This window comes from Escherichia sp. E14V7 (assembly GCF_004212225.1).
Classification (GTDB): Bacteria; Pseudomonadota; Gammaproteobacteria; order Enterobacterales; family Enterobacteriaceae; genus Escherichia.
Map to the genome: position 1 here is coordinate 155,877 of NZ_RHJJ01000016.1, position 25,502 is coordinate 181,378.

19 protein-coding genes, 1 tRNA gene and 1 pseudogene are annotated in these 25,502 nt (G+C 51.6%); 13 read left to right on the top strand and 8 right to left on the bottom strand.

Annotated elements, in window-relative coordinates; translation table 11 throughout:
* The first annotated feature begins 61 nt into the window (after positions 1 to 61).
* Positions 62 to 925, top strand: a complete 864-nt coding sequence (locus D9741_RS18750) for a YicC/YloC family endoribonuclease (RefSeq protein ID WP_000621326.1) — start codon at positions 62 to 64, stop codon at positions 923 to 925.
* 251 nt (positions 926 to 1,176) lie between these two features.
* Complete coding sequence (locus D9741_RS18755) at positions 1,177 to 1,794, top strand: trimeric intracellular cation channel family protein (protein ID WP_064526048.1); 618 nt, start codon at positions 1,177 to 1,179, stop codon at positions 1,792 to 1,794.
* Here the strand turns inward: D9741_RS18755 and ligB are convergent.
* Entirely contained in the window at positions 1,791 to 3,476 is a 1,686-nt protein-coding gene (ligB, locus tag D9741_RS18760; protein WP_130215152.1) for an NAD-dependent DNA ligase LigB, read from the bottom strand. The two genes, D9741_RS18755 and ligB, sit on opposite strands and share 4 nt — an antisense overlap.
* 258 nt (positions 3,477 to 3,734) lie before the next feature.
* Between ligB and gmk the strand changes: the two genes are divergently transcribed.
* Genes gmk through recG form a run of 5 tightly spaced genes read left to right on the top strand, consistent with a single transcriptional unit; the run spans position 3,735 to position 9,598 of the window.
* Positions 3,735 to 4,358, top strand: a complete 624-nt coding sequence (gmk, locus tag D9741_RS18765; RefSeq protein ID WP_010344504.1) for a guanylate kinase — start codon at positions 3,735 to 3,737, stop codon at positions 4,356 to 4,358.
* A 54-nt stretch (positions 4,359 to 4,412) separates the two neighbouring features.
* Positions 4,413 to 4,688: a DNA-directed RNA polymerase subunit omega gene (rpoZ, locus tag D9741_RS18770; RefSeq protein WP_000135058.1), complete on the top strand. Its 276-nt coding sequence runs from the start codon at positions 4,413 to 4,415 to the stop codon at positions 4,686 to 4,688.
* Between the two features lie 18 nt (positions 4,689 to 4,706).
* A complete protein-coding gene (gene spoT, locus D9741_RS18775; RefSeq protein ID WP_130215150.1) occupies positions 4,707 to 6,815 on the top strand; it encodes a bifunctional GTP diphosphokinase/guanosine-3',5'-bis pyrophosphate 3'-pyrophosphohydrolase in 2,109 nt (702 codons plus the stop codon).
* A 6-nt stretch (positions 6,816 to 6,821) separates the two neighbouring features.
* Positions 6,822 to 7,511 carry a tRNA (guanosine(18)-2'-O)-methyltransferase TrmH gene (trmH, locus tag D9741_RS18780; protein ID WP_130215148.1) on the top strand — a complete coding sequence of 230 codons (690 nt, stop codon included), beginning with the start codon at positions 6,822 to 6,824 and terminating at the stop codon, positions 7,509 to 7,511.
* 5 nt (positions 7,512 to 7,516) lie between these two features.
* Positions 7,517 to 9,598: an ATP-dependent DNA helicase RecG gene (gene recG / locus D9741_RS18785; RefSeq protein WP_130215146.1), complete on the top strand. Its 2,082-nt coding sequence runs from the start codon at positions 7,517 to 7,519 to the stop codon at positions 9,596 to 9,598.
* 188 nt (positions 9,599 to 9,786) lie between these two features.
* On the opposite strand, the gene gltS is transcribed toward recG, so the two are convergent.
* The gene (gene gltS / locus D9741_RS18790; RefSeq protein ID WP_064526038.1) at positions 9,787 to 10,992 is read right to left on the bottom strand and encodes a sodium/glutamate symporter; all 1,206 of its coding nucleotides are present in this window, start codon (positions 10,990 to 10,992) and stop codon (positions 9,787 to 9,789) included.
* A 280-nt stretch (positions 10,993 to 11,272) separates the two neighbouring features.
* On the opposite strand from gltS, the gene xanP reads away from it, so the two are divergent.
* The 3 genes from xanP (at position 11,273) to D9741_RS18805 (ending at position 14,921) form a co-directional block, all read left to right on the top strand.
* Positions 11,273 to 12,664 (top strand): xanthine/proton symporter XanP, encoded by a 1,392-nt coding sequence (xanP, locus tag D9741_RS18795; protein ID WP_130215144.1) that lies wholly within the window; start codon positions 11,273 to 11,275, stop codon positions 12,662 to 12,664.
* A 121-nt stretch (positions 12,665 to 12,785) separates the two neighbouring features.
* Positions 12,786 to 14,495 (top strand): AsmA family protein, encoded by a 1,710-nt coding sequence (locus tag D9741_RS18800; protein WP_130215142.1) that lies wholly within the window; start codon positions 12,786 to 12,788, stop codon positions 14,493 to 14,495.
* Between the two features lie 331 nt (positions 14,496 to 14,826).
* Positions 14,827 to 14,921 (top strand) — tRNA-Sec (locus D9741_RS18805).
* Between the two features lie 162 nt (positions 14,922 to 15,083).
* Here D9741_RS18805 and fliB read toward each other — a convergent pair.
* Positions 15,084 to 16,298 (bottom strand): flagellin lysine-N-methylase, encoded by a 1,215-nt coding sequence (gene fliB, locus D9741_RS18810; protein WP_130215140.1) that lies wholly within the window; start codon positions 16,296 to 16,298, stop codon positions 15,084 to 15,086.
* A gap of 204 nt (positions 16,299 to 16,502) precedes the next feature.
* Between fliB and D9741_RS18815 the strand changes: the two are divergent.
* Positions 16,503 to 17,427: pseudogene (locus tag D9741_RS18815) on the top strand (carboxylate/amino acid/amine transporter).
* Positions 17,428 to 17,430: 3 nt separating this feature from the next.
* Here D9741_RS18815 and nlpA read toward each other — a convergent pair.
* On the bottom strand, positions 17,431 to 18,249 hold the full coding sequence (gene nlpA / locus D9741_RS18820; RefSeq protein ID WP_130215136.1) for a lipoprotein NlpA: 819 nt from the start codon (positions 18,247 to 18,249) through the stop codon (positions 17,431 to 17,433).
* Between the two features lie 221 nt (positions 18,250 to 18,470).
* On the opposite strand from nlpA, the gene yicS reads away from it, so the two are divergent.
* Entirely contained in the window at positions 18,471 to 18,764 is a 294-nt protein-coding gene (gene yicS, locus D9741_RS18825) for a protein YicS (protein ID WP_064526021.1), read from the top strand.
* Between the two features lie 40 nt (positions 18,765 to 18,804).
* Here the strand turns inward: yicS and nepI are convergent, their stop codons facing one another.
* The 3 genes from nepI to adeQ form a co-directional block, all read right to left on the bottom strand.
* On the bottom strand, positions 18,805 to 19,995 hold the full coding sequence (gene nepI, locus D9741_RS18830) for a purine ribonucleoside efflux pump NepI (RefSeq protein ID WP_130215134.1): 1,191 nt from the start codon (positions 19,993 to 19,995) through the stop codon (positions 18,805 to 18,807).
* Between the two features lie 219 nt (positions 19,996 to 20,214).
* Positions 20,215 to 20,667 carry a DUF1198 family protein gene (locus D9741_RS18835; protein WP_130206763.1) on the bottom strand — a complete coding sequence of 151 codons (453 nt, stop codon included), beginning with the start codon at positions 20,665 to 20,667 and terminating at the stop codon, positions 20,215 to 20,217.
* A 52-nt stretch (positions 20,668 to 20,719) separates the two neighbouring features.
* Complete coding sequence (adeQ, locus tag D9741_RS18840; protein ID WP_130215132.1) at positions 20,720 to 22,054, bottom strand: adenine permease AdeQ; 1,335 nt, start codon at positions 22,052 to 22,054, stop codon at positions 20,720 to 20,722.
* Between the two features lie 175 nt (positions 22,055 to 22,229).
* On the opposite strand from adeQ, the gene adeD reads away from it, so the two are divergent.
* Positions 22,230 to 23,996, top strand: a complete 1,767-nt coding sequence (gene adeD, locus D9741_RS18845; RefSeq protein WP_130215130.1) for an adenine deaminase — start codon at positions 22,230 to 22,232, stop codon at positions 23,994 to 23,996.
* Positions 23,997 to 24,042: 46 nt separating this feature from the next.
* Here the strand turns inward: adeD and uhpT are convergent, their stop codons facing one another.
* Entirely contained in the window at positions 24,043 to 25,434 is a 1,392-nt protein-coding gene (gene uhpT, locus D9741_RS18850) for a hexose-6-phosphate:phosphate antiporter (RefSeq protein ID WP_130215128.1), read from the bottom strand.
* Positions 25,435 to 25,502: the final 68 nt, after the last annotated feature.

Consider the following 25,502-nt stretch of genomic DNA (forward strand, 5'->3'; position numbering starts at 1 on the left):
TCCTGACAAGGCATCGATGGCTATAATCCTTCCACCTCTCCTTTTATAAACAGGAACGTCTATGATCCGCAGTATGACCGCCTACGCCCGGCGTGAAATCAAGGGTGAATGGGGGAGCGCAACCTGGGAAATGCGCTCGGTAAACCAGCGTTATCTGGAAACTTACTTTCGTCTGCCGGAGCAGTTCCGTAGCCTTGAACCTGTCGTTCGCGAGCGTATTCGTTCTCGCCTGACGCGCGGTAAAGTGGAATGTACCCTGCGCTATGAGCCAGATGTCAGCGCGCAAGGTGAGCTGATCCTCAACGAAAAACTGGCTAAACAGCTGGTAACTGCCGCGAACTGGGTAAAAATGCAGAGCGACGAAGGGGAAATCAACCCGGTTGATATTCTGCGCTGGCCAGGCGTGATGGCAGCCCAGGAGCAGGATCTCGACGCCATTGCTGCTGAAATTCTTGCGGCGTTGGATGGCACCCTGGACGACTTTATCATCGCGCGTGAAACCGAAGGTCAGGCGCTGAAAGCATTGATCGAGCAGCGTCTGGAAGGCGTCACCGCCGAAGTGGTCAAAGTCCGCGCCCATATGCCGGAAATCCTGCAATGGCAGCGTGAGCGTCTGGTAGCGAAGCTGGAAGATGCCCAGGTGCAACTGGAAAACAACCGTCTGGAGCAGGAGTTGGTTCTGCTGGCACAACGTATTGACGTTGCCGAAGAGCTGGACCGCCTCGAAGCGCATGTTAAAGAAACGTACAACATTCTGAAGAAAAAAGAAGCGGTTGGCCGTCGTCTGGACTTTATGATGCAGGAATTTAACCGCGAGTCGAACACTCTTGCGTCGAAATCTATCAATGCCGAAGTAACAAACTCCGCCATCGAGCTGAAAGTGTTGATCGAGCAAATGCGCGAGCAGATTCAGAACATCGAGTAAGCGACATATCTCCGTAGGCCGTTGTTGATTACAGCGGCGCTACGCATATAGTTTCGTCCTCATATTTATTTACTCCATACTTTTTCTAATGCATTTTACTTATCACAAAATCAGAAAAATGCATTCTTACTACAGAAAATAGCAATTTCACATAACTACAAGTTATCAATCCATTCTCTCCTTAAAAAATCTCAATCGTGACAATGCACACAAATCGCTACCCTGCCAGGCAGATTTTTAGGGAGAGAACCATGCTGTTACACATTTTGTATTTGGTTGGCATTACTGCCGAAGCCATGACAGGGGCGCTGGCGGCCGGACGGCGGCGCATGGATACATTTGGCGTAATTATCATTGCTACCGCCACCGCAATTGGCGGAGGATCAGTACGTGATATTCTGCTGGGCCACTATCCGCTTGGCTGGGTCAAACACCCGGAGTATGTGATTATCGTCGCCACCGCCGCCGTGTTCACCACCATCGTTGCTCCCGTGATGCCTTACCTGCGTAAAGTCTTTCTGGTCCTCGATGCACTCGGACTGGTGGTTTTTTCTATCATTGGCGCACAGGTCGCGCTGGATATGGGACACGGCCCGATCATTGCCGTTGTCGCGGCTGTGACGACTGGCGTGTTTGGCGGCGTTTTGCGCGATATGTTCTGTAAACGCATCCCACTGGTATTCCAGAAAGAGTTGTACGCCGGGGTTTCTTTTGCTTCCGCCGTGCTGTATATCGCACTGCAACACTATGTTTCCAACCATGATGTGGTGATTATTTCCACCCTGGTATTCGGCTTTTTCGCTCGCTTGCTGGCGCTGCGTCTTAAACTGGGATTACCGGTTTTTTATTACAGCCACGAAGGCCACTAAGGCACAAAACCTGTGATCTGCTGGGCAGCCAGCCAGTTGCCCAGCATCTTGATTTGCGCATTATTCTTCCATTCCATAACCTGACTTGCGCGACGCAGCCCTGTCCCCGGTAGTTGCTTCCAATACTGTTCGCTTCTCTGCAAAAGTTGCGCCCAGGAGCTGAAGTCGTTGGCATTAAGCGCCGTTTGGGTTAACGGTATTCCCATTGCCATCACCCAGCGAGTAAAAGGCTGCTGACGTGCCAGGTTAAACTGATGCCATAACTGCTCACCTTTACTCTTCGCGATCCCCGGCGTGTGCTGCAATTGCTCTGGCGTTAATGAAAGCCAGGAAAAAATATGCTCAAAGCGATGCGTCTGATGTAGCGAGCGCCAGCCAGATTCACCGATGCCCTCCAGCCCCAAAACCTGTTTTGATCCCAGCCAAACTAATCGCGATATGAATTGTTCCTGACAAACATCAGAAGCGAAGTAGCATGTCAACGCGTTAAAACGGTTTTCTGGCGGCGTCGGTTTTGTGCGTTCTGCACCGCGCCAGACCACTTCATCAATGCGTGGAATACCCTGACCGGCAAGACTCACAAGGATTTGATCGCCAGGTGCAATGTCCCACTCCTGCCAACGTCTGACGGAACCAATGTTCACCCGCTGAACTTTTTTATCATCCAGCATGACAGGCGCGAGTGATGCCACCACCGAGATTTTTCCGCTCTTACCGACAGCAAACTGTATCGCGTTTACTTCAGTAACCTGGGCCACAGGCTGATATTTCCACGCTATCAGCCAGTCCGCCTGACCCGGTAGCCAATGACGGGATTCGGGTTCCTTAGCCGCTCGCACCACCACGCCATCGGTGACGAAGGGCAATTTCGCTTTCCACCACTCATTACGTGCTCGCTCAACCTCGTCTGCGCTTTTCACCGCAAGGGTATACTTCTGCGTCAAAGTAAAGCCCGCAGTAGCAAGCTGCTGTAATCGCTCGGCCATCAACTGTGGTCCATCCGGCCATGCCCAGATAAACACGCCCAGTGAATGCAGCGTGTCGCTATTGTCCTGGCGCATCAAAATGCCAGCGACCTTTGAACGGGCATTCATTCCTCCCATTTGTTGTTGGATATGCCCCTCACGCTGGAGAAATATCTCACCCTGCAGGGTGCTGTTGGCCAAAGCTCCGCTAACAGATTGCGGAACAGAAGGAATCAAGCGTATTTTCTGCGTCCAGTCCTCACCTTTAAGCCCATTGCCACGACTGATCGCTTTAATCAGTTTTCCATCACGGTAGACCAGTGTTACCGCAACGCCATCAACTTTTGGCTGCACCCATAGATCGCTACGTTCGCGCATCCACAGACTTAATGCGTTTTTATCCGCCATTTTGCGTACACCCGTATGGGCAACAGGATGCATAACCGCACCGTTTAAAGGCGGCATCATAGCGTCGCGATGCGTCTCTTCGCCAAAACAGCGTTGCCACTGTGCAAGGCGGGCGCTTAACTGATCGTAAACCCCATCTTCCACGTCACTTTTCCCTTTTTTCCAGTAATCATCGTCCCACTGTTTTACTTGCTGTTGTAGGCGGGAGATTTCTTCATGCGCTCTGGCTGGCGACCAGGCCGGACAGACCGCCTTCGCTGATGATTGCCAGCACAAAATACTCATTAACACTGCAATCCATACTTTCATCGTCACCTCCGCTGTAGTCAGGCGGGCAGATATACAACGAGATGAATGCAAAGCCGAGTGGCAAAAACGGAGTCTACGAGGACGCTTCCAGAGAATCGTTCTTGTTGCAGTAAATGACCGGGAATTGCGGAAACAGGTACGCAAAACGCAACAACTTTGCGCAAAAAGTGTGAGCAAGGGCTACGTCACATGGCCGCGCCGTGTATAATAAGCCCGTATGTAGGCTTTATTTCGCTTAATCACATACGAAAGATACTCATGGCTCAAGGCACGCTTTATATTGTTTCTGCCCCCAGTGGCGCGGGTAAATCCAGCCTGATTCAGGCTTTATTAAAAACCCAACCGTTGTACGACACTCAGGTTTCTGTTTCACACACCACGCGCGCACCGCGTCCGGGTGAAGTACATGGCGAACACTACTTCTTTGTTAATCATGATGAATTTAAAGAGATGATTAGCAGAGATGCATTCCTTGAGCACGCGGAAGTGTTCGGTAATTACTATGGCACTTCACGCGAGGCCATTGAGCAAGTACTGGCGAGCGGCGTGGATGTTTTTCTGGATATTGACTGGCAGGGCGCACAGCAAATTCGCCAGAAAATGCCGCATGCGCGGAGTATCTTTATTCTACCGCCGTCAAAAATTGAGTTAGACCGCCGTTTACGGGGTCGAGGTCAGGACAGCGAAGAGGTCATTGCAAAGCGTATGGCGCAAGCAGTTGCAGAAATGAGCCATTACGCCGAATATGATTATTTAATAGTGAATGATGATTTCGACACCGCTCTGGGTGATCTAAAGACTATCATTCGCGCCGAACGCTTGCGCATGAGCCGCCAAAAGCAGCGTCATGACGCTTTAATCAGCAAATTGTTGGCAGACTGAACCTTCTTTCAGTATCATGCCCAGTCATTTCTTCACCTGTGGAGCTTTTTAAGTATGGCACGCGTAACTGTTCAGGACGCTGTAGAGAAAATTGGTAACCGTTTTGACCTGGTACTGGTCGCCGCGCGTCGCGCTCGTCAGATGCAGGTAGGCGGAAAGGATCCGCTGGTACCGGAAGAAAACGATAAAACCACAGTAATCGCGTTGCGCGAAATCGAAGAAGGTCTGATCAACAACCAGATCCTCGACGTGCGCGAACGCCAGGAACAGCAAGAGCAGGAAGCCGCTGAATTACAAGCCGTTACCGCTATTGCTGAAGGTCGTCGTTAATCACAAAGCGGGTCGCCCTTGTATCTGTTTGAAAGCCTGAATCAACTGATTCAAAACTACCTGCCGGAAGACCAAATCAAACGTCTGCGGCAGGCGTATCTCGTTGCACGTGATGCTCACGAGGGGCAAACACGTTCAAGCGGTGAACCCTATATCACGCACCCGGTCGCGGTTGCCTGCATTCTGGCCGAGATGAAACTCGACTATGAAACGCTAATGGCAGCGCTGCTGCATGACGTGATTGAAGATACTCCCGCCACCTACCAGGACATGGAACAGCTTTTTGGTAAAAGCGTCGCCGAACTAGTAGAGGGAGTATCAAAGCTTGATAAGCTCAAGTTCCGCGATAAGAAAGAGGCGCAGGCCGAAAACTTTCGCAAGATGATTATGGCGATGGTGCAGGATATCCGCGTCATTCTCATCAAACTCGCAGACCGTACCCACAACATGCGCACGCTGGGCTCACTTCGCCCGGACAAACGTCGCCGCATCGCCCGTGAAACTCTCGAAATCTACAGCCCGCTGGCGCACCGTTTAGGTATCCACCACATTAAAACCGAACTCGAAGAGCTGGGTTTTGAAGCGCTGTATCCCAACCGTTATCGCGTAATCAAAGAAGTGGTGAAGGCCGCGCGCGGCAACCGTAAAGAGATGATCCAAAAAATCCTCTCGGAAATCGAAGGGCGTTTGCAGGAAGCGGGAATACCGTGCCGCGTCAGTGGTCGCGAAAAGCATCTTTATTCGATCTACTGCAAAATGGTGCTCAAAGAGCAGCGTTTTCACTCGATTATGGACATCTACGCCTTCCGCGTGATCGTCAATGATTCCGACACCTGTTATCGCGTGCTCGGGCAAATGCATAGCCTGTACAAGCCGCGTCCGGGTCGCGTGAAAGACTACATCGCCATTCCCAAAGCGAACGGCTATCAATCTTTGCACACCTCGATGATTGGCCCGCACGGCGTGCCGGTTGAGGTCCAGATCCGCACCGAAGATATGGATCAGATGGCGGAGATGGGTGTTGCCGCACACTGGGCTTATAAAGAGCACGGCGAAACCAGCACTACCGCGCAGATCCGCGCCCAGCGCTGGATGCAAAGCCTGCTGGAGCTGCAACAGAGCGCCGGTAGCTCGTTCGAATTTATCGAGAGCGTTAAATCCGATCTCTTCCCGGATGAGATTTACGTTTTCACACCGGAAGGGCGCATTGTCGAACTGCCTGCCGGTGCAACGCCCGTCGACTTCGCTTATGCGGTGCATACCGATATCGGTCATGCCTGCGTGGGCGCGCGCGTCGACCGTCAGCCTTATCCGCTGTCGCAGCCGCTTACCAGTGGTCAAACCGTTGAAATCATTACCGCACCGGGCGCTCGCCCGAATGCCGCATGGCTGAACTTTGTCGTCAGCTCGAAAGCGCGCGCCAAAATTCGTCAGTTGCTGAAAAACCTCAAGCGTGATGATTCTGTAAGCCTGGGCCGCCGTCTGCTCAACCATGCGTTGGGTGGTAGCCGTAAGCTCAATGAAATCCCGCAGGAAAATATTCAGCGCGAACTGGACCGCATGAAGCTGGCAACGCTTGACGATCTGCTGGCTGAAATCGGCCTTGGCAACGCGATGAGCGTGGTGGTCGCGAAAAATCTGCAACATGGAGACGCTTCCATTCCTCCGGCGACCCAAAGTCACGGACATCTGCCAATTAAAGGTGCCGATGGCGTTCTGATCACCTTTGCGAAATGCTGCCGTCCTATTCCTGGCGATCCAATTATCGCTCACGTCAGCCCCGGTAAAGGTCTGGTGATCCACCATGAATCCTGTCGTAACATCCGTGGCTACCAGAAAGAGCCAGAGAAATTTATGGCTGTGGAATGGGATAAAGAGACGGCGCAAGAGTTCATCACCGAAATCAAGGTGGAGATGTTCAATCATCAGGGCGCGCTGGCAAACCTGACGGCAGCGATCAATACGACCAACTCCAATATTCAAAGTTTGAATACAGAAGAAAAGGATGGTCGCGTCTACAGCGCCTTTATTCGTCTGACCGCCCGTGACCGTGTGCATCTGGCGAATATCATGCGCAAAATCCGCGTGATGCCAGACGTGATTAAAGTCACCCGAAACCGAAATTAATGTTTTATGAACCCAACACGTTATGCACGTATCTGCGAAATGCTCGCCAGGCGGCAGCCTGATCTGACCGTCTGCATGGAGCAGGTCCACAAACCCCATAACGTTTCTGCGATTATTCGTACTGCAGATGCCGTTGGCGTACACGAAGTCCACGCCGTCTGGCCTGGCAGCCGGATGCGCACTATGGCTTCAGCTGCGGCTGGCAGCAACAGTTGGGTACAGGTGAAAACGCATCGTACCATTGGCGATGCCGTCGCCCATCTGAAAGGCCAGGGCATGCAGATTCTGGCAACCCATCTTTCTGATAGCGCTGTCGATTTCCGCGAAATTGATTACACCCGCCCGACCTGTATTTTGATGGGTCAGGAGAAAACGGGCATCACTCAGGAAGCATTAGCCCTGGCGGATCAGGACATCATCATTCCGATGATCGGCATGGTGCAGTCGCTGAATGTTTCCGTTGCCTCAGCCCTCATTCTTTACGAAGCCCAGCGCCAGCGGCAAAACGCAGGCATGTACCTGCGTGAAAACAGTATGTTGCCGGAAGCAGAGCAACAACGTTTGTTGTTTGAAGGCGGCTATCCGGTGCTGGCGAAAGTCGCAAAACGCAAAGGTCTGCCTTACCCCCACGTCAATCAGCAAGGCGAAATTGAAGCCGATGCCGACTGGTGGGCCACTATGCAGGCCGCAGGGTAAGCGCCATGAAAGGTCGCCTGTTAGATGCTGTCCCGCTCAGTTCCCTAACGGGCGTGGGCGCAGCGCAAAGTAACAAACTGGCGAAAATCAATCTGCATACCGTGCAGGATTTACTCTTACACCTTCCCCTGCGCTACGAAGATCGCACCCATCTCTACCCCATCGGTGAGCTACTGCCGGGCGTTTATGCCACGGTGGAAGGCGAAGTGCTGAACTGCAATATCTCCTTCGGCGGTCGGCGAATGATGACCTGCCAGATTAGCGACGGTTCCGGCATTCTCACCATGCGCTTTTTCAATTTCAGCGCGGCGATGAAAAATAGCCTGGCGACGGGCCGCCGCGTGCTGGCCTATGGCGAAGCAAAGCGCGGCAAATATGGCGCGGAGATGATCCACCCGGAATACCGCGTGCAGGGCGATCTCAGTACGCCAGAGTTGCAGGAAACGCTCACGCCGGTTTACCCAACAACGGAAGGCGTAAAGCAGGCGACGCTGCGTAAATTAACCGATCAGGCGCTGGATCTACTCGACACCTGCGCCATTGAAGAACTCCTGCCGCCGGAACTGTCACAAGGAATGATGACGTTACCGGAAGCGTTGCGCACTCTGCATCGCCCACCGCCAACGCTGCAACTTAGCGATCTGGAAACCGGGCAGCATCCGGCGCAACGTCGTCTGATTCTGGAAGAACTGCTGGCGCACAACCTTAGCATGCTGGCGTTACGCGCCGGAGCGCAACGTTTCCATGCCCAGCCGCTTAGCGCCAATGACGCGCTGAAAAATAAACTCCTCGCCGCCTTACCGTTCAAGCCAACGGGCGCACAGGCACGCGTAGTGGCGGAGATCGAGCGCGATATGGCGCTGGATGTGCCGATGATGCGTCTGGTACAGGGCGATGTAGGTTCCGGTAAAACGCTGGTCGCCGCCCTCGCCGCGCTGCGTGCGATTGCGCACGGCAAACAGGTGGCGCTGATGGCACCAACCGAATTACTTGCCGAGCAGCACGCCAATAACTTCCGCAACTGGTTTGAACCGCTCGGTATCGAAGTGGGCTGGCTCGCCGGTAAGCAGAAAGGTAAAGCGCGACTGGCTCAGCAAGAAGCCATCGCCAGCGGTCAGGTGCAGATGATTGTTGGCACTCATGCCATTTTCCAGGAACAGGTGCAGTTTAACGGCCTGGCGCTGGTGATTATCGACGAACAGCATCGCTTTGGCGTGCATCAGCGTCTGGCATTGTGGGAGAAAGGCCAGCAACAGGGCTTCCATCCACATCAGTTGATCATGACCGCCACGCCGATCCCCCGCACACTGGCAATGACCGCGTATGCCGATCTCGACACCTCGGTCATTGATGAACTGCCGCCAGGACGTACCCCAGTGACGACAGTGGCAATTCCTGATACGCGCCGTAACGATATTATCGACCGCGTGCGCCACGCCTGCATAACGGAAGGCCGTCAGGCGTACTGGGTTTGTACGTTGATTGAAGAATCGGAATTACTGGAAGCGCAGGCGGCGGAAGCCACGTGGGAAGAGTTGAAACTGGCGCTACCAGAGTTGAATGTCGGTCTGGTGCACGGGCGGATGAAACCAGCCGAGAAACAGGCGGTGATGGCATCGTTTAAACAAGGTGAGCTACACCTGCTGGTTGCCACTACTGTTATTGAAGTCGGCGTTGATGTGCCTAACGCCAGTCTGATGATTATCGAAAACCCGGAGCGTCTCGGTCTGGCGCAGTTACACCAGCTTCGCGGGCGTGTAGGTCGTGGCGCGGTGGCTTCTCACTGTGTCCTGCTCTACAAAACACCGCTCTCCAAAACGGCGCAAATCCGCTTGCAAGTACTGCGCGACAGCAACGACGGTTTTGTGATTGCGCAGAAAGATTTGGAGATACGTGGACCGGGTGAACTGTTAGGCACACGTCAGACGGGTAATGCCGAATTTAAAGTGGCGGATTTACTGCGCGATCAGGCGATGATCCCGGAAGTTCAGCGCCTGGCGCGACATATTCACGAACGTTACCCACAGCAGGCAAAAGCCCTGATAGAGCGCTGGATGCCGGAGACTGAACGTTACTCGAATGCGTAAAAGGCGGCGGTGAGAAGACCGCCGTTTCAGGTTGATCTACCTTCCTGCCGGATGCGGCGTGAGCGCCTTATCCGGCCTACAGAAACTTACGAACTCAATAAATTGTGAATCAATATGTAGGCCTGATAAGCGAAGCTCATCAGGCATTTGTCTTTGTTGAAGCGGCGCTTACACCGCCGCTTCATCGGTTACCCCGCAAAAATCGGCAACATCAAATACAGCTTAATCACCAGGGCGTTAACGATATCGATAAAGAACGCACCGACCATCGGCACTACCAGGAACGCCATGTGCGACGGGCCAAAGCGTTCAGTAATCGCCTGCATGTTGGCGATTGCCGTTGGTGTTGCACCAAGACCAAAGCCACAGTGACCCGCAGCCAGCACCGCCGCATCGTAGTTTTTGCCCATCATGCGCCAGGTGACGAAGATTGCATACAACGCCATGAAGATGGTCTGTACCACCAGAATCGCCAGCATCGGCAGCGCCAGCGAAGCCAGCTCCCACAGCTTCAGGCCCATCAGCGCCATCGCCAGGAACAACGACAGACTTACGTTACCCAGCACCGATACCGCACGTTCAAAGACGCGATAAAAGCCCATCATTGACAGACCGTTGCTCAGAATCACGCCTACAAACAGCACACAAACGAAGGTTGGTAATTCAAAAGCAGTGCCAGCCAAAAGTTGCGCAACAATTTTCCCCACCGTCAGGCAGATAGCAATTAGCGCGATAGTTTCAATCAGCACCAGCGAGGTGATCATGCGCCCTACATCTGGCTTTTCGAACGCCGTCGGGACTTCCTGGTCATCCGGAATACCGTTCGGTGTAGTGGAGTGTTTCACCAGATAACGCGCCACCGGGCCACCAATCAGCCCGCCCAGCACCAGACCGAACGTTGCACAGGCCATTGCGACTTCCGTCGCATTAGTAAAGCCGTAACGTTCAATGAACAATTTACTCCACGCCGCGCCAGTCCCATGACCGCCAGAAAGCGTAATAGACCCTGCTAACAGCCCCATCAGCGGATCAAGACCTAACAGACTGGCCATACCAATACCGATGGCGTTTTGCATCACCAACAGACCAACAACCACAATCAGGAAAATACCCACCACACGGCCACCGGCACGTAAGCTGGCAATGTTGGCGTTCAGGCCGATGGTGGCAAAGAAAGCCAGCATCAACGGATCGCGCAGCGACATATCAAAGTTGACTTCCCAGCCCATGGTTTTTTTCAGCACCAGCAGCGCCAGCGCCACCAGCAAACCACCCGCAACAGGTTCCGGTATGGTGTATTTCTTCAAAAAGGAGACAGAGTGAACTAATTTGCGCCCGAGCAGCAACGTCAGCGTTGCTGCAACAAGCGTTGCTAAAGTGTCGAGATGAAACATAGATAGCTCCTTTGTATCCGCACCACTCTTTCATACTCGTCATACTGCATCGCACATGTACTGTAAGGTGCAGTATGACGAGTTTCGAGTCATGCTTTCCCGGTTCGAATTCTTAGCTGAAAATAAAAAAATGGCATGGATTTTAAGCAGAAAACAACCAAAAGTTATATAAAAAAGTGCATTTATCGCATTTAAATATTTAGAAGAATGCATGGCAAACGTTTGCTTTTGCCCTTCGGTCAGCTAAAATGCCCGCTTTGCTACCACGGGATTGTTTTCGATGTCTGTTTCCACCCTCGAGTCAGAAAATGCGCAACCGGTTGCGCAGACTCAAAACAGCGAACTGATTTATCGTCTTGAAGATCGTCCACCGCTTGCTCAAACTCTGTTTGCCGCCTGTCAGCACCTGCTGGCGATGTTTGTCGCGGTTATCACCCCTGCGCTTCTCATCTGCCAGGCGCTAGGTTTACCGGCACAGGACACACAACACATTATTAGTATGTCGCTGTTTGCCTCCGGTGTGGCATCGATTATTCAGATTAAAGCCTGGGGGCCGGTAGGTTCCGGGTTGTTGTCGATTCAGGGTACCAGCTTCAACTTTGTTGCCCCGCTGATTATGGGCGGCACGGCGCTGAAGACCGGTGGTGCTGATGTTCCCACCATGATGGCGGCACTGTTCGGTACGCTGATGTTAGCAAGCTGCACGGAGATGGTGATCTCTCGAGTTCTGCATCTGGCGCGCCGCATTATTACGCCGCTGGTTTCTGGCATCGTGGTGATGATTATCGGCCTGTCACTAATTCAGGTTGGGTTAACGTCCATTGGTGGCGGCTATGCGGCCATGAGCGACAACACCTTTGGCGCACCGAAAAACCTGCTGCTGGCGGGTGTGGTCTTAGCCTTAATTATCCTGCTTAACCGCCAACGTAACCCTTACTTACGCGTGGCCTCGCTGGTGATTGCGATGGCGGCCGGATATGCGCTGGCGTGGTTTATGGGTATGTTGCCAGAAAGCAACGAACCGATGACGCAAGAACTGATTATGGTACCAACGCCGCTCTATTACGGTCTTGGTATTGAATGGAGCCTACTGCTGCCGCTGATGCTGGTCTTTATGATCACCTCACTGGAAACCATTGGCGATATCACCGCGACCTCTGACGTTTCCGAACAGCCGGTTTCCGGCCCGCTGTACATGAAACGTCTGAAAGGCGGCGTGCTGGCAAACGGCCTGAACTCGTTTGTCTCGGCAGTATTTAACACCTTCCCGAACTCCTGCTTCGGACAGAACAACGGTGTAATTCAGTTAACGGGTGTTGCCAGCCGTTATGTCGGTTTTGTGGTGGCGCTGATGTTGATCGTGCTGGGCCTGTTCCCGGCAGTGAGTGGTTTCGTGCAACACATCCCAGAGCCAGTTCTGGGCGGCGCTACGCTTGTGATGTTTGGCACCATCGCCGCATCCGGTGTACGCATCGTTTCCCGCGAGCCGTTGAACCGTCGGGCAATTCTGATTATTGCACTGTCGCTGGCCGTCGGTCTGGGCGTTTCTCAGCAGCCGCTGATTTTGCAATTTGCCCCTGACTGGCTGAAAAACCTGCTCTCTTCAGGTATTGCCGCTGGCGGTATTACTGCCATTGTGCTGAACCTGATTTTCCCGCCGGAAAAACCGTAATTCACTTAGCGGCGGTAAGTTTCTTTACCGCCGCAGCGACCCTCTTTCACCATTCCCGCCTTGAGGAATGCGCGTAAATCGTGCATAACTCCCTTATGTGTATTTCGCGGGATGGAAGACTATGAAATTTATTGGGAAGCTGCTTCTCTACATTTTCGTCGCGCTACTCGTAGTGATAACTGGCCTCTATTTTCTTCTGCAAACCCGTTGGGGTGCGGAGCATATCAGCGCATGGATTTCCGAAAATAGCGACTACCATTTGGTCTTCGGGGCAATGGATCACCGCTTTTCCGCGCCGTCTCATATCATACTGGAGAACGTCACGTTTGGTCGTGATGGACAGCCCGCTACCCTGGTGGCAAAAAGTGTTGATATCGCCTTGAGTAGTCGGCAACTGACCGAACCGCGCCATGTCGATTCCATTCTGCTGGAAAACGGGACGCTGAATCTCACCGACCAGACCGCCCCGCTACCGTTCAAAGCCGATCGCCTGCAACTGCGCGATATGGCATTTAATAGCCCAAATAGCGAGTGGAAATTAAGTGCTCAGCGGGTAAATGGCGGCGTCATTCCGTGGTCGCCAGAAGCCGGTAAAGTGTTGGGAACGAAAGCGCAGATTCAGTTCAGTGCTGGCTCCCTGTCGCTCAATGATGTTCCTGCCACCAATGTGTTGGTTGAAGGCAGTATTGATAACGATCGCGTTACGCTGACCAATCTGGGTGCCGATATCGCGCGCGGTACGTTAACCGGAAACGCGCAGCGTAACGCCGACGGTAGCTGGCAGGTGGAAAACCTGCGCATGGCGGATATCCGTCTGCAAAGCGAAAAATCGCTGACTGATTTCTTTGCGCCATTGCGCTCTGTGCCTTCGTTACAGATTGGTCGCCTGGAAGTGATAGATGCTCGCCTGCAAGGCCCGGACTGGGCGGTGACCGATCTCGATCTCAGCTTACGCAACATGACCTTCAGTAAAGATGACTGGCAGACACAGGAAGGAAAGCTGTCGATGAATGCCAGCGAGTTTATTTATGGTTCGCTACATTTGTTTGACCCGATTATGAACGCAGAATTTTCCCCGCAGGGCGTGGCGCTGCGCCAGTTTACCAGCCGTTGGGAAGGTGGCATGGTGAGAACGTCAGGAAACTGGCAACGCGACGGGAAAACGCTGATCCTCGATGATGCGGCAATTGTCGGGCTGGAATATACCCTGCCAAAAAACTGGCAACAGTTATGGATGGAAACAACACCCGGCTGGTTAAACAGTCTGCAACTGAAGAGATTTAGCGCCAGCCGCAACCTGATCATTGATATCGACCCTGACTTTCCATGGCAACTCACCGCGCTCGATGGCTATGGCGCGAATCTGACACTGGTTGCCAATCACCAATGGGGCGTCTGGAGTGGCACAGCGAATCTGAATGCCGCCGCCGCGACGTTCAATCGTGTTGATGTTCGCCGTCCGTCGCTGGCACTGGCCGCCAACAGCAGCACGGTGAATATCAGCGAACTTAGCGCGTTTACCGAGAAAGGCATTCTGGAAGCCACTGCCAGTGTTTCACAAACGCCGCAGCGCCAGACTCATATCAGCCTGAATGGACGCGGTGTGCCGGTGAATATTTTGCAACAGTGGGGATGGCCTGAATTACCGTTGACTGGAGACGGCAATATTCAGCTTACCGCCAGCGGCGATATTCAGGCCGATGCACCGCTAAAACCCACGGTTAGCGGGCAACTCCATGCTGTGAACGCTGAAAAGCAGCAGGTAACCCAAACCATGAATGCTGGCGTCGTTTCCAGTGGCGAAGTTACGTCAACGGAGCCAGTGCAGTAAAAATCAATCTCACCGGGTACGACACAGCCGTACCCGGCATTTTTTCAATAAATAACAAACAGTAGAGTATCCAATTACCATGTTCGTTCCCGCTCATTGCACGGCGTAAACCATCCTTAAGAATACGGATATTGCTATTTTTTGTTATCAACTTACGTTTCTTTTTTCTGGGAGCGCGGTTGTGCCAAAGTGTAACTTATGGATTTGCCGAGAGTTTCTGTGAAGAGGATCATGGCAAGGCGAAACGAAGCGGAAAAAAGTGTGATGGGGGATGTGATAAGGCGAGGAAGTAGCTATAATGCGCCCCGCCTCCATGTAGCAATCGAGGCGCGGAAGATCGTCGTCTCCGGTGAGGCGGCTGGACTTCAAATCCAGTTGGGGCCGCCAGCGGTCCCGGGCAGGTTCGACTCCTGTGATCTTCCGCCAAAATGCCTCTTCTGACGTTTACCAATCCCTTGTAATACCGTTTATAGCAGATAATTTCTTCTATTCATGATTCAACCTGCTTTACCGAAGTTGTTCTTAATATTTATTACAGCGGAAGCGAGATGTCAGACAAACGCTTAACCCAATCCCCGACAGGCGAATTTAACTAATCAACAGCAGGCAGGAGAGATCGTCCCCGGCATTGATCATGTCGATCGCTTCATTCATTCGCTGGTTTATCGTTGACGAATGCAAGGTTGACTCGGCAAGGCTCGCCACAATTTTCAGTACCGTTGCCTCATCCAGAGTTGCTTCCAGCGATGTCAGACTCAACAAATGCTTAATATAGAAATAGTCGAGAATTAAACGGTAAACCTGGCGCATGACCGTTGAGAAATCAGCATCCGGAAAATGGCAGTGGTAAATTTTGTAGGTCAGTAAATTGCGCAATACATGCGGGGCGCTAAGGATAGAATCCTGGCAAAGCTGCTGCCACTGTTTATTCAGGACAGCAAACTTATCAGCCAGAGCCTGCTTATCCGGGCTGTTTGCCACGTCTAAATACACCGCCATCTTTCGATGCGCGTCAGCAATAATACGATCCCTGCTGCTCTTATTCGCGACAAGCGACCCCAATACCGTCAGCGCACGCACCTTCAATCCCACCGACTCCGTAGGCGTTGATTGACTCATCAGGCTAATACCGGCCGCCAGCTCGCTTAATAGCTCCTGATGGTACTGTTCAGCCTGCGCAAAATGGTTGTGCAGATCGAACTCAATGCGCTGCAGGTAAACCATAAACTGTGCCAGCGCCATCAGGTTTTCTTCAACGTTCAACGATGGCGCCTGTAGAAGGTGCCAGGCAAAGAGATGCACAATCTGGTGGATCTGATTAACCGGCTGCCTGGCGGTGAAGGTGTTTTTCGCCTTCGCCAACAGATCATCCTGTTCGTGCACTAACATGCTGTCGGCATCAAACAATACCAGTCGGGCTACTTCTGGACATGAGAGCACCATCGAATGGCGAGTTGTATCGGCGTAGTACTTTTTGCTACGTGGATAAGTAGAACAGGTTTCTGAAAGTGCTTTTTCTCCCAGATCGCGATGGACCAGGCAGAATTTATTTTCATCGAGAAACGGACACTGACCCTGCGCGTCCAGTTTGATTATCGAATAGCGGCTTTTACCATTTCTCACCCGTAATAAATTCTCTTTCGCCAACAGGGCAATTTTCGGGTGTTGTTCGTTGAGGTAAGTATGATGGGTTTTCTTGTCGATGTGTATCTGCCATCCCTGACAGCAGGAAATCAGGCAGCTGGGGCCGACGCAGGCAAACTTCTTCACAAACTCGGGGGTTACTACTTTATGGATTTGCATAACATTCTTCGCGTTTAAAAAGCGAACAGTAGCACGCTGTCAGAACAAAATGATAACGTCATAACCTGACGGTTTAACAAGTATTTCACTCGTTTCATAAATGCTCGCCCCATCAAATGACGGGTTTACCTGAAGGGGTCATTCTCACCATTTTTGCTATCATGCCTGCATACATAAACGACAAAACAGCATGCAGAGGGAAAAATGGGTTCCACCAGAAAGGGGATGATAAACGTTCTGATTGCCGCCGTATTATGGGGAAGTTCAGGCGTTTGCGCGCAATACATCATGGAACAAAGTCAGATGTCATCGCAGTTTCTGACCATGACGCGACTGATATTTGCCGGATTTATTCTGCTGACGCTCTCTTTTGTCCACGGCGATAAAGTCTTCTCAATCGTTAAAAATCATAAAGATGCCATCAGCCTGCTTATTTTTTCCATTGTTGGCGCCCTGACCGTCCAGCTAACTTTCTTACTGACGATTGAAAAATCCAATGCAGCTACAGCAACGGTGCTGCAATTTTTATCACCAACGATTATCGTGGCCTGGTTCTCACTGGTACGAAAATCGCGCCCCGGTATTCTGGTATTTACCGCGATTTTGACCTCCCTGATAGGCACATTTTTACTGGTCACCCACGGTAATCCAACATCGTTGTCGATCTCTCCTGCTGCGCTGTTCTGGGGGGTTGCTTCAGCCTTTGCTGCTGCATTCTATACCACCTATCCCTCAACGCTGATTGCCCGCTATGGCACGTTACCGGTCGTCGGCTGGAGTATGCTCATTGGTGGGCTGGTCCTGCTGCCCTTTTATGCCGGGCAAGGAACAAATTTCGTGGTTAATGGCAGCCTGATTCTGGCTTTTTTCTATCTGGTGGTAATTGGAACTTCGCTGACCTTTAGTCTGTATCTGAAAGGCGCACAGTTAATTGGCGGGCCGAAAGCCAGTATTTTGAGTTGTGCAGAACCATTAAGTAGCGCACTGCTCTCTTTGCTGTTGCTGGGGATCACCTTCACATTACCAGATTGGCTGGGAACGCTGCTGATTCTGTCATCGGTGATTTTGATTTCAATGGATTCCCGCCGCCGCGCCAGAAAAATGTAATCGTCCGGCGCGGTACGGTTGATCATTACCAGCCAGGCACCGCGCCACCGTTAAAGAGGGTTTCTGCCGCTTTAGCAACTTCTGGTGACTGATAAGATTGCAGAAACTCCTTCACGTTTTCTGCATCCTTATTATCTTCCCGCGCCACCAGAATGTTCACATACGGTGAATTTTTATCTTCAATAAATACGCTGTCGCGCACCGGAGAAAGTCCTGTTTGCTGGATGTAGGTGGTGCTGATAATCGCTACATCCACTTTCGGGTCGTCCAGTACACGTGGCAACTGTGCCCCTTCCAGCTCCATTATCTGCAAATGGCGTGGATTCTCAGTAATATCCAACGCCGTTGGCAGTAAACCTTTCCCCTCTTTTAAGGTAATAAGTTTCTCTTTTTGCAACAGTAACAGCGCACGCCCCAGATTGGTCGGATCATTCGGAATCGCTACTGTCGCTCCTTCTTTTAGCTGATCGACTGTTTTAATTTTTTTCGAATAGCCAGCCATGGGGAAGACAAAGGTATTTCCTACCGCCACCAGTTTGTAACCGTGCGCCTGATTATCCTGTTCAAGGAAAGGACGATGCTGGAAGACATTGGCATCCAGTTCACCCTGATTAGTTGCATCGTTCGGCAACAACGAACCACTAAATCCAACCAATTCAACTTCAAGGCCATACTTCTCTTGGGCCACTTTTTTAGCGACTTCTGCCACATCCTGTTCGGCACCGTTAATGACGCCAACTTTAATGTGTTTTGCATCGCTATTTTGCTGGTCGCAGCCTGCCAGCAGGATCCCCGCCAGAAATAATGCTGCCCCTGTCCGTAGATGATGTGTTGTCAGTTTCATTTTTTTATCCTTTTATTAACGATTACCTGACTATAGCGGTAAGGTCGCTGCGGTTTAAAAAACGAAACGCTATCGATAAGAATAAAAAGGAATAAAAGTGGAATATAAGGTCTGGCACTTCTTACTGACCACGCAAGCGCGTTTCGTACAGCATGATGAGAGCGATGAAAGCAAACTACACTTATGCTTCATTCGATACACATTTGTAAAAGGTTGAATCCATGAAACCAACGACACTACTGCTTATTTTCACTTTTTTCGCTATGCCAGGCATCGTATACGCCGAGTCGCCTTTTAGCTCACTGCAGTCCGCAAAAGAGAAAAATACGGTATTAGAGGATTTGCGGAAAATTTGCACCCCGAAGGCATCGTTGTCAGATGAAGCGTGGGAAAAGTTAATGTTGTCAGATGAAAACAATAAACAACATATACGCGAGGCCATCGTGGCGATGGAACGTAATAATCAGAGCAATTATTGGGAAGCGTTGGGTAAGGTAGAATGCCCGGATATGTAAGAACGGCAACAACCACTGACCAACGCTTCTTTACCTGATATCAGGATTTCTTCATTTTCACCTTTGCAGTAACTAACAATGCAGTCAGCAACATCAATGTGCCGGACAACATCAGCGGCGAAGTCAGACCAATGTTATCCAACGCATAACCGCCGATTGCCGCACCGCAGGTATTGGCAAGCTGAATAACGGCCACCTGAATAGACCCCGCCTTTTCTGCCTGATCGGCCAATGAGCGAGTGATCCACGTTGACCAGCCAACAGGAATTAAAGCAAAGGTCAGCCCCCAGATAATCGCCACACCGGTAGCAACAATTTTATCGCTTCCCCACAGCGTCAGTACCAGCGCGCTCAGGGCGAGCACAAACGGTGCGCCCGCTAAGGCCAGTTTCACCGAACGTTTGAGAATGAACGACGAAAGCGATGTACCAACAAAACTGGCGATACCAAAACTCAACAGCACCAGCGTTAAGCCATCAACGCCGAATCCCGCCAGATTCATATACACTGGGCGAATATAAGTGAAAAAAGCAAACTGTCCGGCGAAGGACATAAAGATGGCGATCATCCCGGCCATCACCCCCGGACGCTGCAACAGGCGAAAGGCATTTTGTTTCTGATGTGACGGTTCGCCAGGCAGCGAAGGCAATGATTTGATAATCCAGATAATACACAGCACGCCCATCACCGCCGCCGCATTAAAGACATTGCGCCAACCGATAAGCTCGCCTAAAAAACTGCCCAATGGCGCGGCAATTACCAGCGCAATGGACACCGCGCCGAAGATCACCGACAGCGCCTTCGGCACTGTACGAGGCGGTACCAGGCGCATGGTCAGCGACGCCGACATCGCCCAGAATCCACCCAGCGCCAGCCCCAGACAGGCGCGACCGATTAACAGCAGACTGAATGAGTTGGCAAAGGAAACCAGCAAGCAGGAAAGCGTCAGCAAAACGGCGAACAGAATGACAACGTAGCGGCGGTCAGTGGCCTGAATGGTCTGGGTAATAAACAAACTGGCAAACATCGCCACAAAAGCGGTTACGGTCACCGATTGCCCGGCAACCCCTTCCGAAATGCCTAAATCGTGCGCCATCGGCGTCAACAAACTGACGGGCAAAAACTCAACGATAATCAGACAGGCGACGCAAAACGCCACCGAGAAAACGGCTGACCAGTTCGGTCGGGTAATGGCGTCCGCGCCGCGGTTTTCTTCGATATATTCACTCATGGTGTTACCCGTGGCATGTTTCAGGGGAAAAGCCGACCAGTCTAACATTGAAATGTGTGATGCATTTAACGTTTTTGCAACTTTTACAGTGTTGCATGAGGTAGGGGTAAGATCGAAACGGAACAAGACAAAGATTGCCGGATGCGGCGTGAACGCCTTATCCGTACTCGGTCTGTAGGCCTGATAAGACGCGCCAGCGTCGCATCAGGCAAAGCGGTTTTAATGCAGCCAGTAAACGCCCTCAGCAGGCTGAAAAAACGCGTTGTAGCGCATCTGGAATGCATTAATCTCCTGCATTTCAGGCTCTATTTCGCGCAGAAAACCCAGCGCCAGCCTGACCTGAGCATCGGTAATCGGCGCGGCAAGGCGGGCTTTTTGTAAAATCCGATGCCATTGCAGCAGGTTCTGCTCGCTACCATCGACAATGACAACCTGCCAGATAAGCAACACCTGCGCGGCATTTTGCAGGTGCGACTCATCCGGGCGATGCAGATAACGTAAAAATTCGTCACCGGCTGACTTTCCCATTTGATCGACCATTGACTCAACGGGTACAACATCAATATTCAGCCGATCGCTGAGGCGGCGAATCGCTTTTCTGGCCCCGGATGTCAGCACCCGAAAACCAACCACAAACACCACCACCAGCGTAGCGAGCATTATCCAGATCATGAGTTCTCCTGCGTAACCGGCACTCATGATATCTGGAAACACTTATCAGATACTAATCCACCAGGATGATTTTCAGCGCAAACAATGTCGCTACAACCACCACACACAGATTCAGATCGCGCCAGCGCCCGGTGCACACTTTCATGATGCAGTACGACATAAAGCCAAGCGCAATCCCTTCAGTGATCGAGAACGTAAAGGGCATCATCACTGTGGTGATAAATGCGGGTACCGATTCGGTAAAATCATCCCAGTTAACGCGTGCCAGGCTCGATGTCATCAATACGCCAACGAAGATTAAGGCCCCGGCGGTGGCGTAAGGTGGAACCATCGCCACCAGCGGTGAGAAGAACATAACCAGCAGGAACATAACACCAACAACAACCGCAGTCAGCCCCGTGCGACCGCCGACCGCCACGCCAGAAGTACTTTCAATATAGGCGGTAACAGAGGAAGTTCCGATAAACGCGCCAGCCACCGAACTCACGCTATCAACATATAGCGCCTTATTCATGTTAGGGAATTTACCGTTACTATCTATTAAGCCAGCTTTATCAGTTACACCAATTAATGTTCCTGATGAATCAAATAGGTTGATCAGCATAAAGGAGAAAATGATACCGGCAAGCTCAAGCGATAATGCCCCGCTCAAATCAACCTCGCCAATAACACCGCTAATATCAGGTGGAATAGAATAGATTCCGCTGAAATGAACATCTCCGAAAAATAATCCACAACAGGAAGTGACGACGATAGAAACCAACACCGCCGCATGAAAATTACGCGATGACAACACGGTTATAATAAAAAACCCTAAAATACCTAACAACACGCCGTGGGAACTTAAATCACCAATCATCACCAGCGTGTCTTTATTGGCGACAATAACACCGGTATTTTTTAATCCCATTAAGGCAATAAATAGCCCGATACCACTGGTGATACCAATACGTAAACTTAACGGAATGTTGGAGATCATCCAGTAACGGATACGAAAAAGAGTCAGCAAAAATAGCCCAATTGCGCCCCAGAAAATAGCGCCCATTCCCGTCTGCCAGGTGATACCCATTGCTCCCACCACTACGAAGGCGAAAAACGCATTCAGCCCCATCGCAGGCGCCAGCGCGACGGGAAGATTAGCAAAAACTCCCATCGCAATACTGCCAATGCCCGCAATCAAACAGGTAGTAACAAACACCACCTTTGGGTCCATTTGCGCTGCGCCAAGAATTTGTGGGTTAACAAAAACGATGTACACCATAGTTAAAAAAGTGGTCATACCCGCAATCAATTCTGTGCGAACGGTTGTCCCGTGTTGCGGTAGTTTAAATAATCGCGAAAGCGTCCCTGATTCATTACTCACGTAATCGGTATTGTCATTATTCATTTTTTTGTCCATTGGAGGAGATTTAATCCCTTGCTTTTGTAAAACAAATGACAACAACGGTTCAGTGATAATTATCACATTTCAATTGCACATTAATGGATATTCTTTAATAATCTCGCGACGTTTCTTTATGATAAATAATAATCAAATTGATAAAATCAAAATGAGAAAAAATATGAACAATTCTATTAGCCATAAATTTCATCACATTAGTCGGGTAGAATACCAGGAATTGTTAGCCGTTTCCCGTGGCGAAGCCGCTGCCGATTATATTATTGATAATGTCTCTATTCTGGATCTGATCAATGGCGGAGAAATTCCCGGCCCAATCGTGATTAAAGGACGTTACATTGCCGGTGTCGGCGCAGAATACGCTGATGCTCCGGCTTCGCGCCGAATTGACGCCCACGGCGCAACGGCAGTACCGGGGTTTATTGATGCTCACCTGCATATTGAATCCAGCATGATGACCCCAGTCACCTTTGAAACCGCCACTCTGCCACGCGGCCTGACGACTGTTATTTGCGATCCTCATGAAATCGTCAACGTGATGGGCGAAGCCGGGTTTGCCTGGTTTGCTCGCTGTGCCGAACAGGCAAAGCAAAACCAGTATTTGCAGGTCAGCTCTTGCGTACCCGCCCTGGAAGGCTGCGATGTTAACGGTGCCAGTTTTACCCTCGAACAGATGCTCGCCTGGCGCGACCATCCTCAGGTTACTGGTCTGGCCGAAATGATGGACTACCCTGGCGTAATTAGCGGACAAAATGCGCTGCTCGATAAACTGGACGCCTTTCGCCATCTGACACTAGATGGTCACTGCCCCGGTCTAAGCGGTAAAGAACTTAACGCCTATATTGCCGCGGGTATTGAAAACTGCCACGAAAGTTATCAGCTGGAAGAAGGACGCCGGAAATTACAACTTGGCATGTCGTTGATGATCCGCGAAGGGTCCGCTGCCCGCAATCTCAACGCGCTGGCTCCGTTGATCACCGAATTTAACAGCCCACAATGCATGCTTTGTACTGATGACCGTAACCCGTGGGAAATCGCTCACGAAGGGCATATCGACGCCTTAATTCGCCGTCTGATTGAACAACACAATGTGCCGCTGCATGTGGCATATCGCGTAGCCAGCTGGTCGACGGCGCGCCATTTTGGTCTGAATCATCTCGGTTTACTGGCTCCCGGCAAGCAGGCCGACATTGTCCTGTTAAGTGACGCGCGTAAAGTCACAGTGCAACAGGTACTGGTGAAAGGCGAACCGATTGACGCACAAACCTTGCAGGCAGAAGAGTCGGCGAGACTGGCACAATCCGCCCCGCCATATGGCAATACCATTGATCGCCAGCCAGTTTCCGCCAGCGACTTTGCCCTGCAATTTACCCCCGGAAAACGCTATCGCGTCATTGATGTCATCCATAACGAACTGATCACGCACTCCCGCTCCAGCGTCTACAGCGAAAATGGTTTTGATCGCGATGATGTGTGCTTTATTGCCGTACTTGAGCGTTACGGGCAACGTCTGGCTCCGGCCTGTGGTTTGCTCGGCGGCTTTGGCCTGAATGAAGGCGCGCTGGCAGCGACAGTCAGCCATGACAGCCATAATATTGTGGTGATCGGTCGTAGCGCAGAAGAGATGGCGCTGGCGGTCAATCAGGTGATTCAGGATGGCGGCGGGCTGTGCGTGGTCCGTAACAGCCAGGTACAGAGTCATCTGCCGTTGCCCATTGCCGGGCTGATGAGCACCGACACGGCGCAGTCGCTGGCAGAGCAAATTGACGCGTTAAAAGTCGCTGCCCGTGAATGTGGTCCGTTACCCGATGAACCGTTTATTCAGATGGCGTTTCTTTCCCTGCCGGTGATCCCCGCATTGAAACTGACCAGTCAGGGGCTGTTTGATGGCGAGAAGTTTGCCTTCACCGCGCTGGAAATCTCTGAATAATAAAAAAAAGCCCGGCGTCATGCCGGGCAAAAGTCACCAGTTACGTTTATGCCACTGTCAACTGCTGAATTTTTTTCTCGCGGCGGATTTTTCGTTCTTCCATCACCGCGACTATCGCCATCAGGCAGATACAGCCAATAGCGGCGATATCCAGTGCGGCGAAGGTGCCTGCCCAGCCGGTGAGGCCGAACACTGGCGTACCATCGGCAATCATTCCCAGACCTAATTTGGCAAAGCTGTCACCAATCAGGTAGGCGAAAGTGCCTTTAATCCCATCGGCAGCGCCGATCGCTTTTTTCGGTACGAAGCCAACAGCCGCCACGCCAATCAACAGTTGCGGACCAAATACCAGGAAACCTAATGCAAAGAGAGAAGCCAGATAGATATATTGGTTGCTGGCGTGTTGATACACACCAAGCGTGGCGATAATCAGCGCCAGTGCAACACACGCCACCAGGCCACGGCGCCCGTTCGCCAGGTCAGAGAGCCAGCCCCACAGCAGCGTGCCAACCAGAGCACCGGCTTCAAACAGCGTAAAGCCCTGAATCGCCACCGATTTAGAAAGTTTCAGTTCCTGAAAAGCGTACACGGTTGACCACTGGTCGATACCAATGCGTACCACGTACAGGAAGATATTGGCGAAGCACAGCAGCCAGATCACTTTGTTTTTCAAAACATATTCGACAAAGATCTGCCACTTGGTCATATCGGTGGATTCCGTCTCTTTGTCCTCTTCGCTGATCTCTTCACCGAATAGTTCTTCAGCTTTGCCAAGACCATACGCTTCAGGGGAGTCGCTGCCATAACGCAGACCGATAAAACCGACAATCAACGCGATAATCGACGGGAAGATAAACATGCCGATCACGTGACCGTCGAACAGGTAATTTGCGCCGAATAGCGCCACACCCGCCGCCCCCGCGCCGCCGAGGTTGTGGGAAATGTTCCAGAAACCGAGGAAGGTCCCGCGCTTACGACGCGGCGTCCATTTGGTAATCGTGGAGTAACTGCATGAACCGCCAGTGCTCTGGAAAAAACCGCTTAAGGCGTAGAAGGCAATCATCAGGAACAGGCTAACCGAGCCGCTGCCCATGCAGGCGCTGAAGCCCAGCATACAAATAGCGGACAAGATCAGCATGAACGGCAGGAATTGTTTGGTATTTTTGCCGTCGGCGTAGTAGGAAACCAGCGTTTTACCCACGCCGTAAGTGATGGAGAAGCCCAGGCCAATCATCCCCAGCTGCGTCATGCTCAACCCGTAGGTCGAGATCATGTCGTTCTGTGCGATGTTGAAGTTCTTGCGAATCAGGTACATCGTCAGGTAGCCAATAAAGACCACCAGATAGGATTGCATGAACGGTTTGAACCACATTTTGCGCCGCACTTCGAGCGGAAGATCCAGGGTCGGCTTGCGAACCTGGTTTAAGAAAGCCAGCATGGGTTACTCCTGATTTCCCTTCATACTTCAGGCCGCAGGTGCCTTAGCTGCTCGCGTTCCTGCAACTT

Bases quoted from the DNA above. Each gene is read 5' to 3' on its own strand.
- D9741_RS18750 (WP_000621326.1), top strand. From the start codon at position 62: ATGATCCGCAGTATGACCGCCTACGCCCGGCGTGAAATCAAGGGTGAA.
- D9741_RS18755 (WP_064526048.1), top strand. From the start codon at position 1,177: ATGCTGTTACACATTTTGTATTTGGTTGGCATTACTGCCGAAGCCATG.
- ligB (WP_130215152.1), bottom strand. From the start codon at position 3,476: ATGAAAGTATGGATTGCAGTGTTAATGAGTATTTTGTGCTGGCAATCA.
- gmk (WP_010344504.1), top strand. From the start codon at position 3,735: ATGGCTCAAGGCACGCTTTATATTGTTTCTGCCCCCAGTGGCGCGGGT.
- rpoZ (WP_000135058.1), top strand. From the start codon at position 4,413: ATGGCACGCGTAACTGTTCAGGACGCTGTAGAGAAAATTGGTAACCGT.
- trmH (WP_130215148.1), top strand. From the start codon at position 6,822: ATGAACCCAACACGTTATGCACGTATCTGCGAAATGCTCGCCAGGCGG.
- recG (WP_130215146.1), top strand. From the start codon at position 7,517: ATGAAAGGTCGCCTGTTAGATGCTGTCCCGCTCAGTTCCCTAACGGGC.
- gltS (WP_064526038.1), bottom strand. From the start codon at position 10,992: ATGTTTCATCTCGACACTTTAGCAACGCTTGTTGCAGCAACGCTGACG.
- xanP (WP_130215144.1), top strand. From the start codon at position 11,273: ATGTCTGTTTCCACCCTCGAGTCAGAAAATGCGCAACCGGTTGCGCAG.
- D9741_RS18800 (WP_130215142.1), top strand. From the start codon at position 12,786: ATGAAATTTATTGGGAAGCTGCTTCTCTACATTTTCGTCGCGCTACTC.
- fliB (WP_130215140.1), bottom strand. From the start codon at position 16,298: ATGCAAATCCATAAAGTAGTAACCCCCGAGTTTGTGAAGAAGTTTGCC.
- nlpA (WP_130215136.1), bottom strand. From the start codon at position 18,249: ATGAAACTGACAACACATCATCTACGGACAGGGGCAGCATTATTTCTG.
- yicS (WP_064526021.1), top strand. From the start codon at position 18,471: ATGAAACCAACGACACTACTGCTTATTTTCACTTTTTTCGCTATGCCA.
- nepI (WP_130215134.1), bottom strand. From the start codon at position 19,995: ATGAGTGAATATATCGAAGAAAACCGCGGCGCGGACGCCATTACCCGA.
- D9741_RS18835 (WP_130206763.1), bottom strand. From the start codon at position 20,667: ATGATCTGGATAATGCTCGCTACGCTGGTGGTGGTGTTTGTGGTTGGT.
- adeQ (WP_130215132.1), bottom strand. From the start codon at position 22,054: ATGAATAATGACAATACCGATTACGTGAGTAATGAATCAGGGACGCTT.
- adeD (WP_130215130.1), top strand. From the start codon at position 22,230: ATGAACAATTCTATTAGCCATAAATTTCATCACATTAGTCGGGTAGAA.
- uhpT (WP_130215128.1), bottom strand. From the start codon at position 25,434: ATGCTGGCTTTCTTAAACCAGGTTCGCAAGCCGACCCTGGATCTTCCG.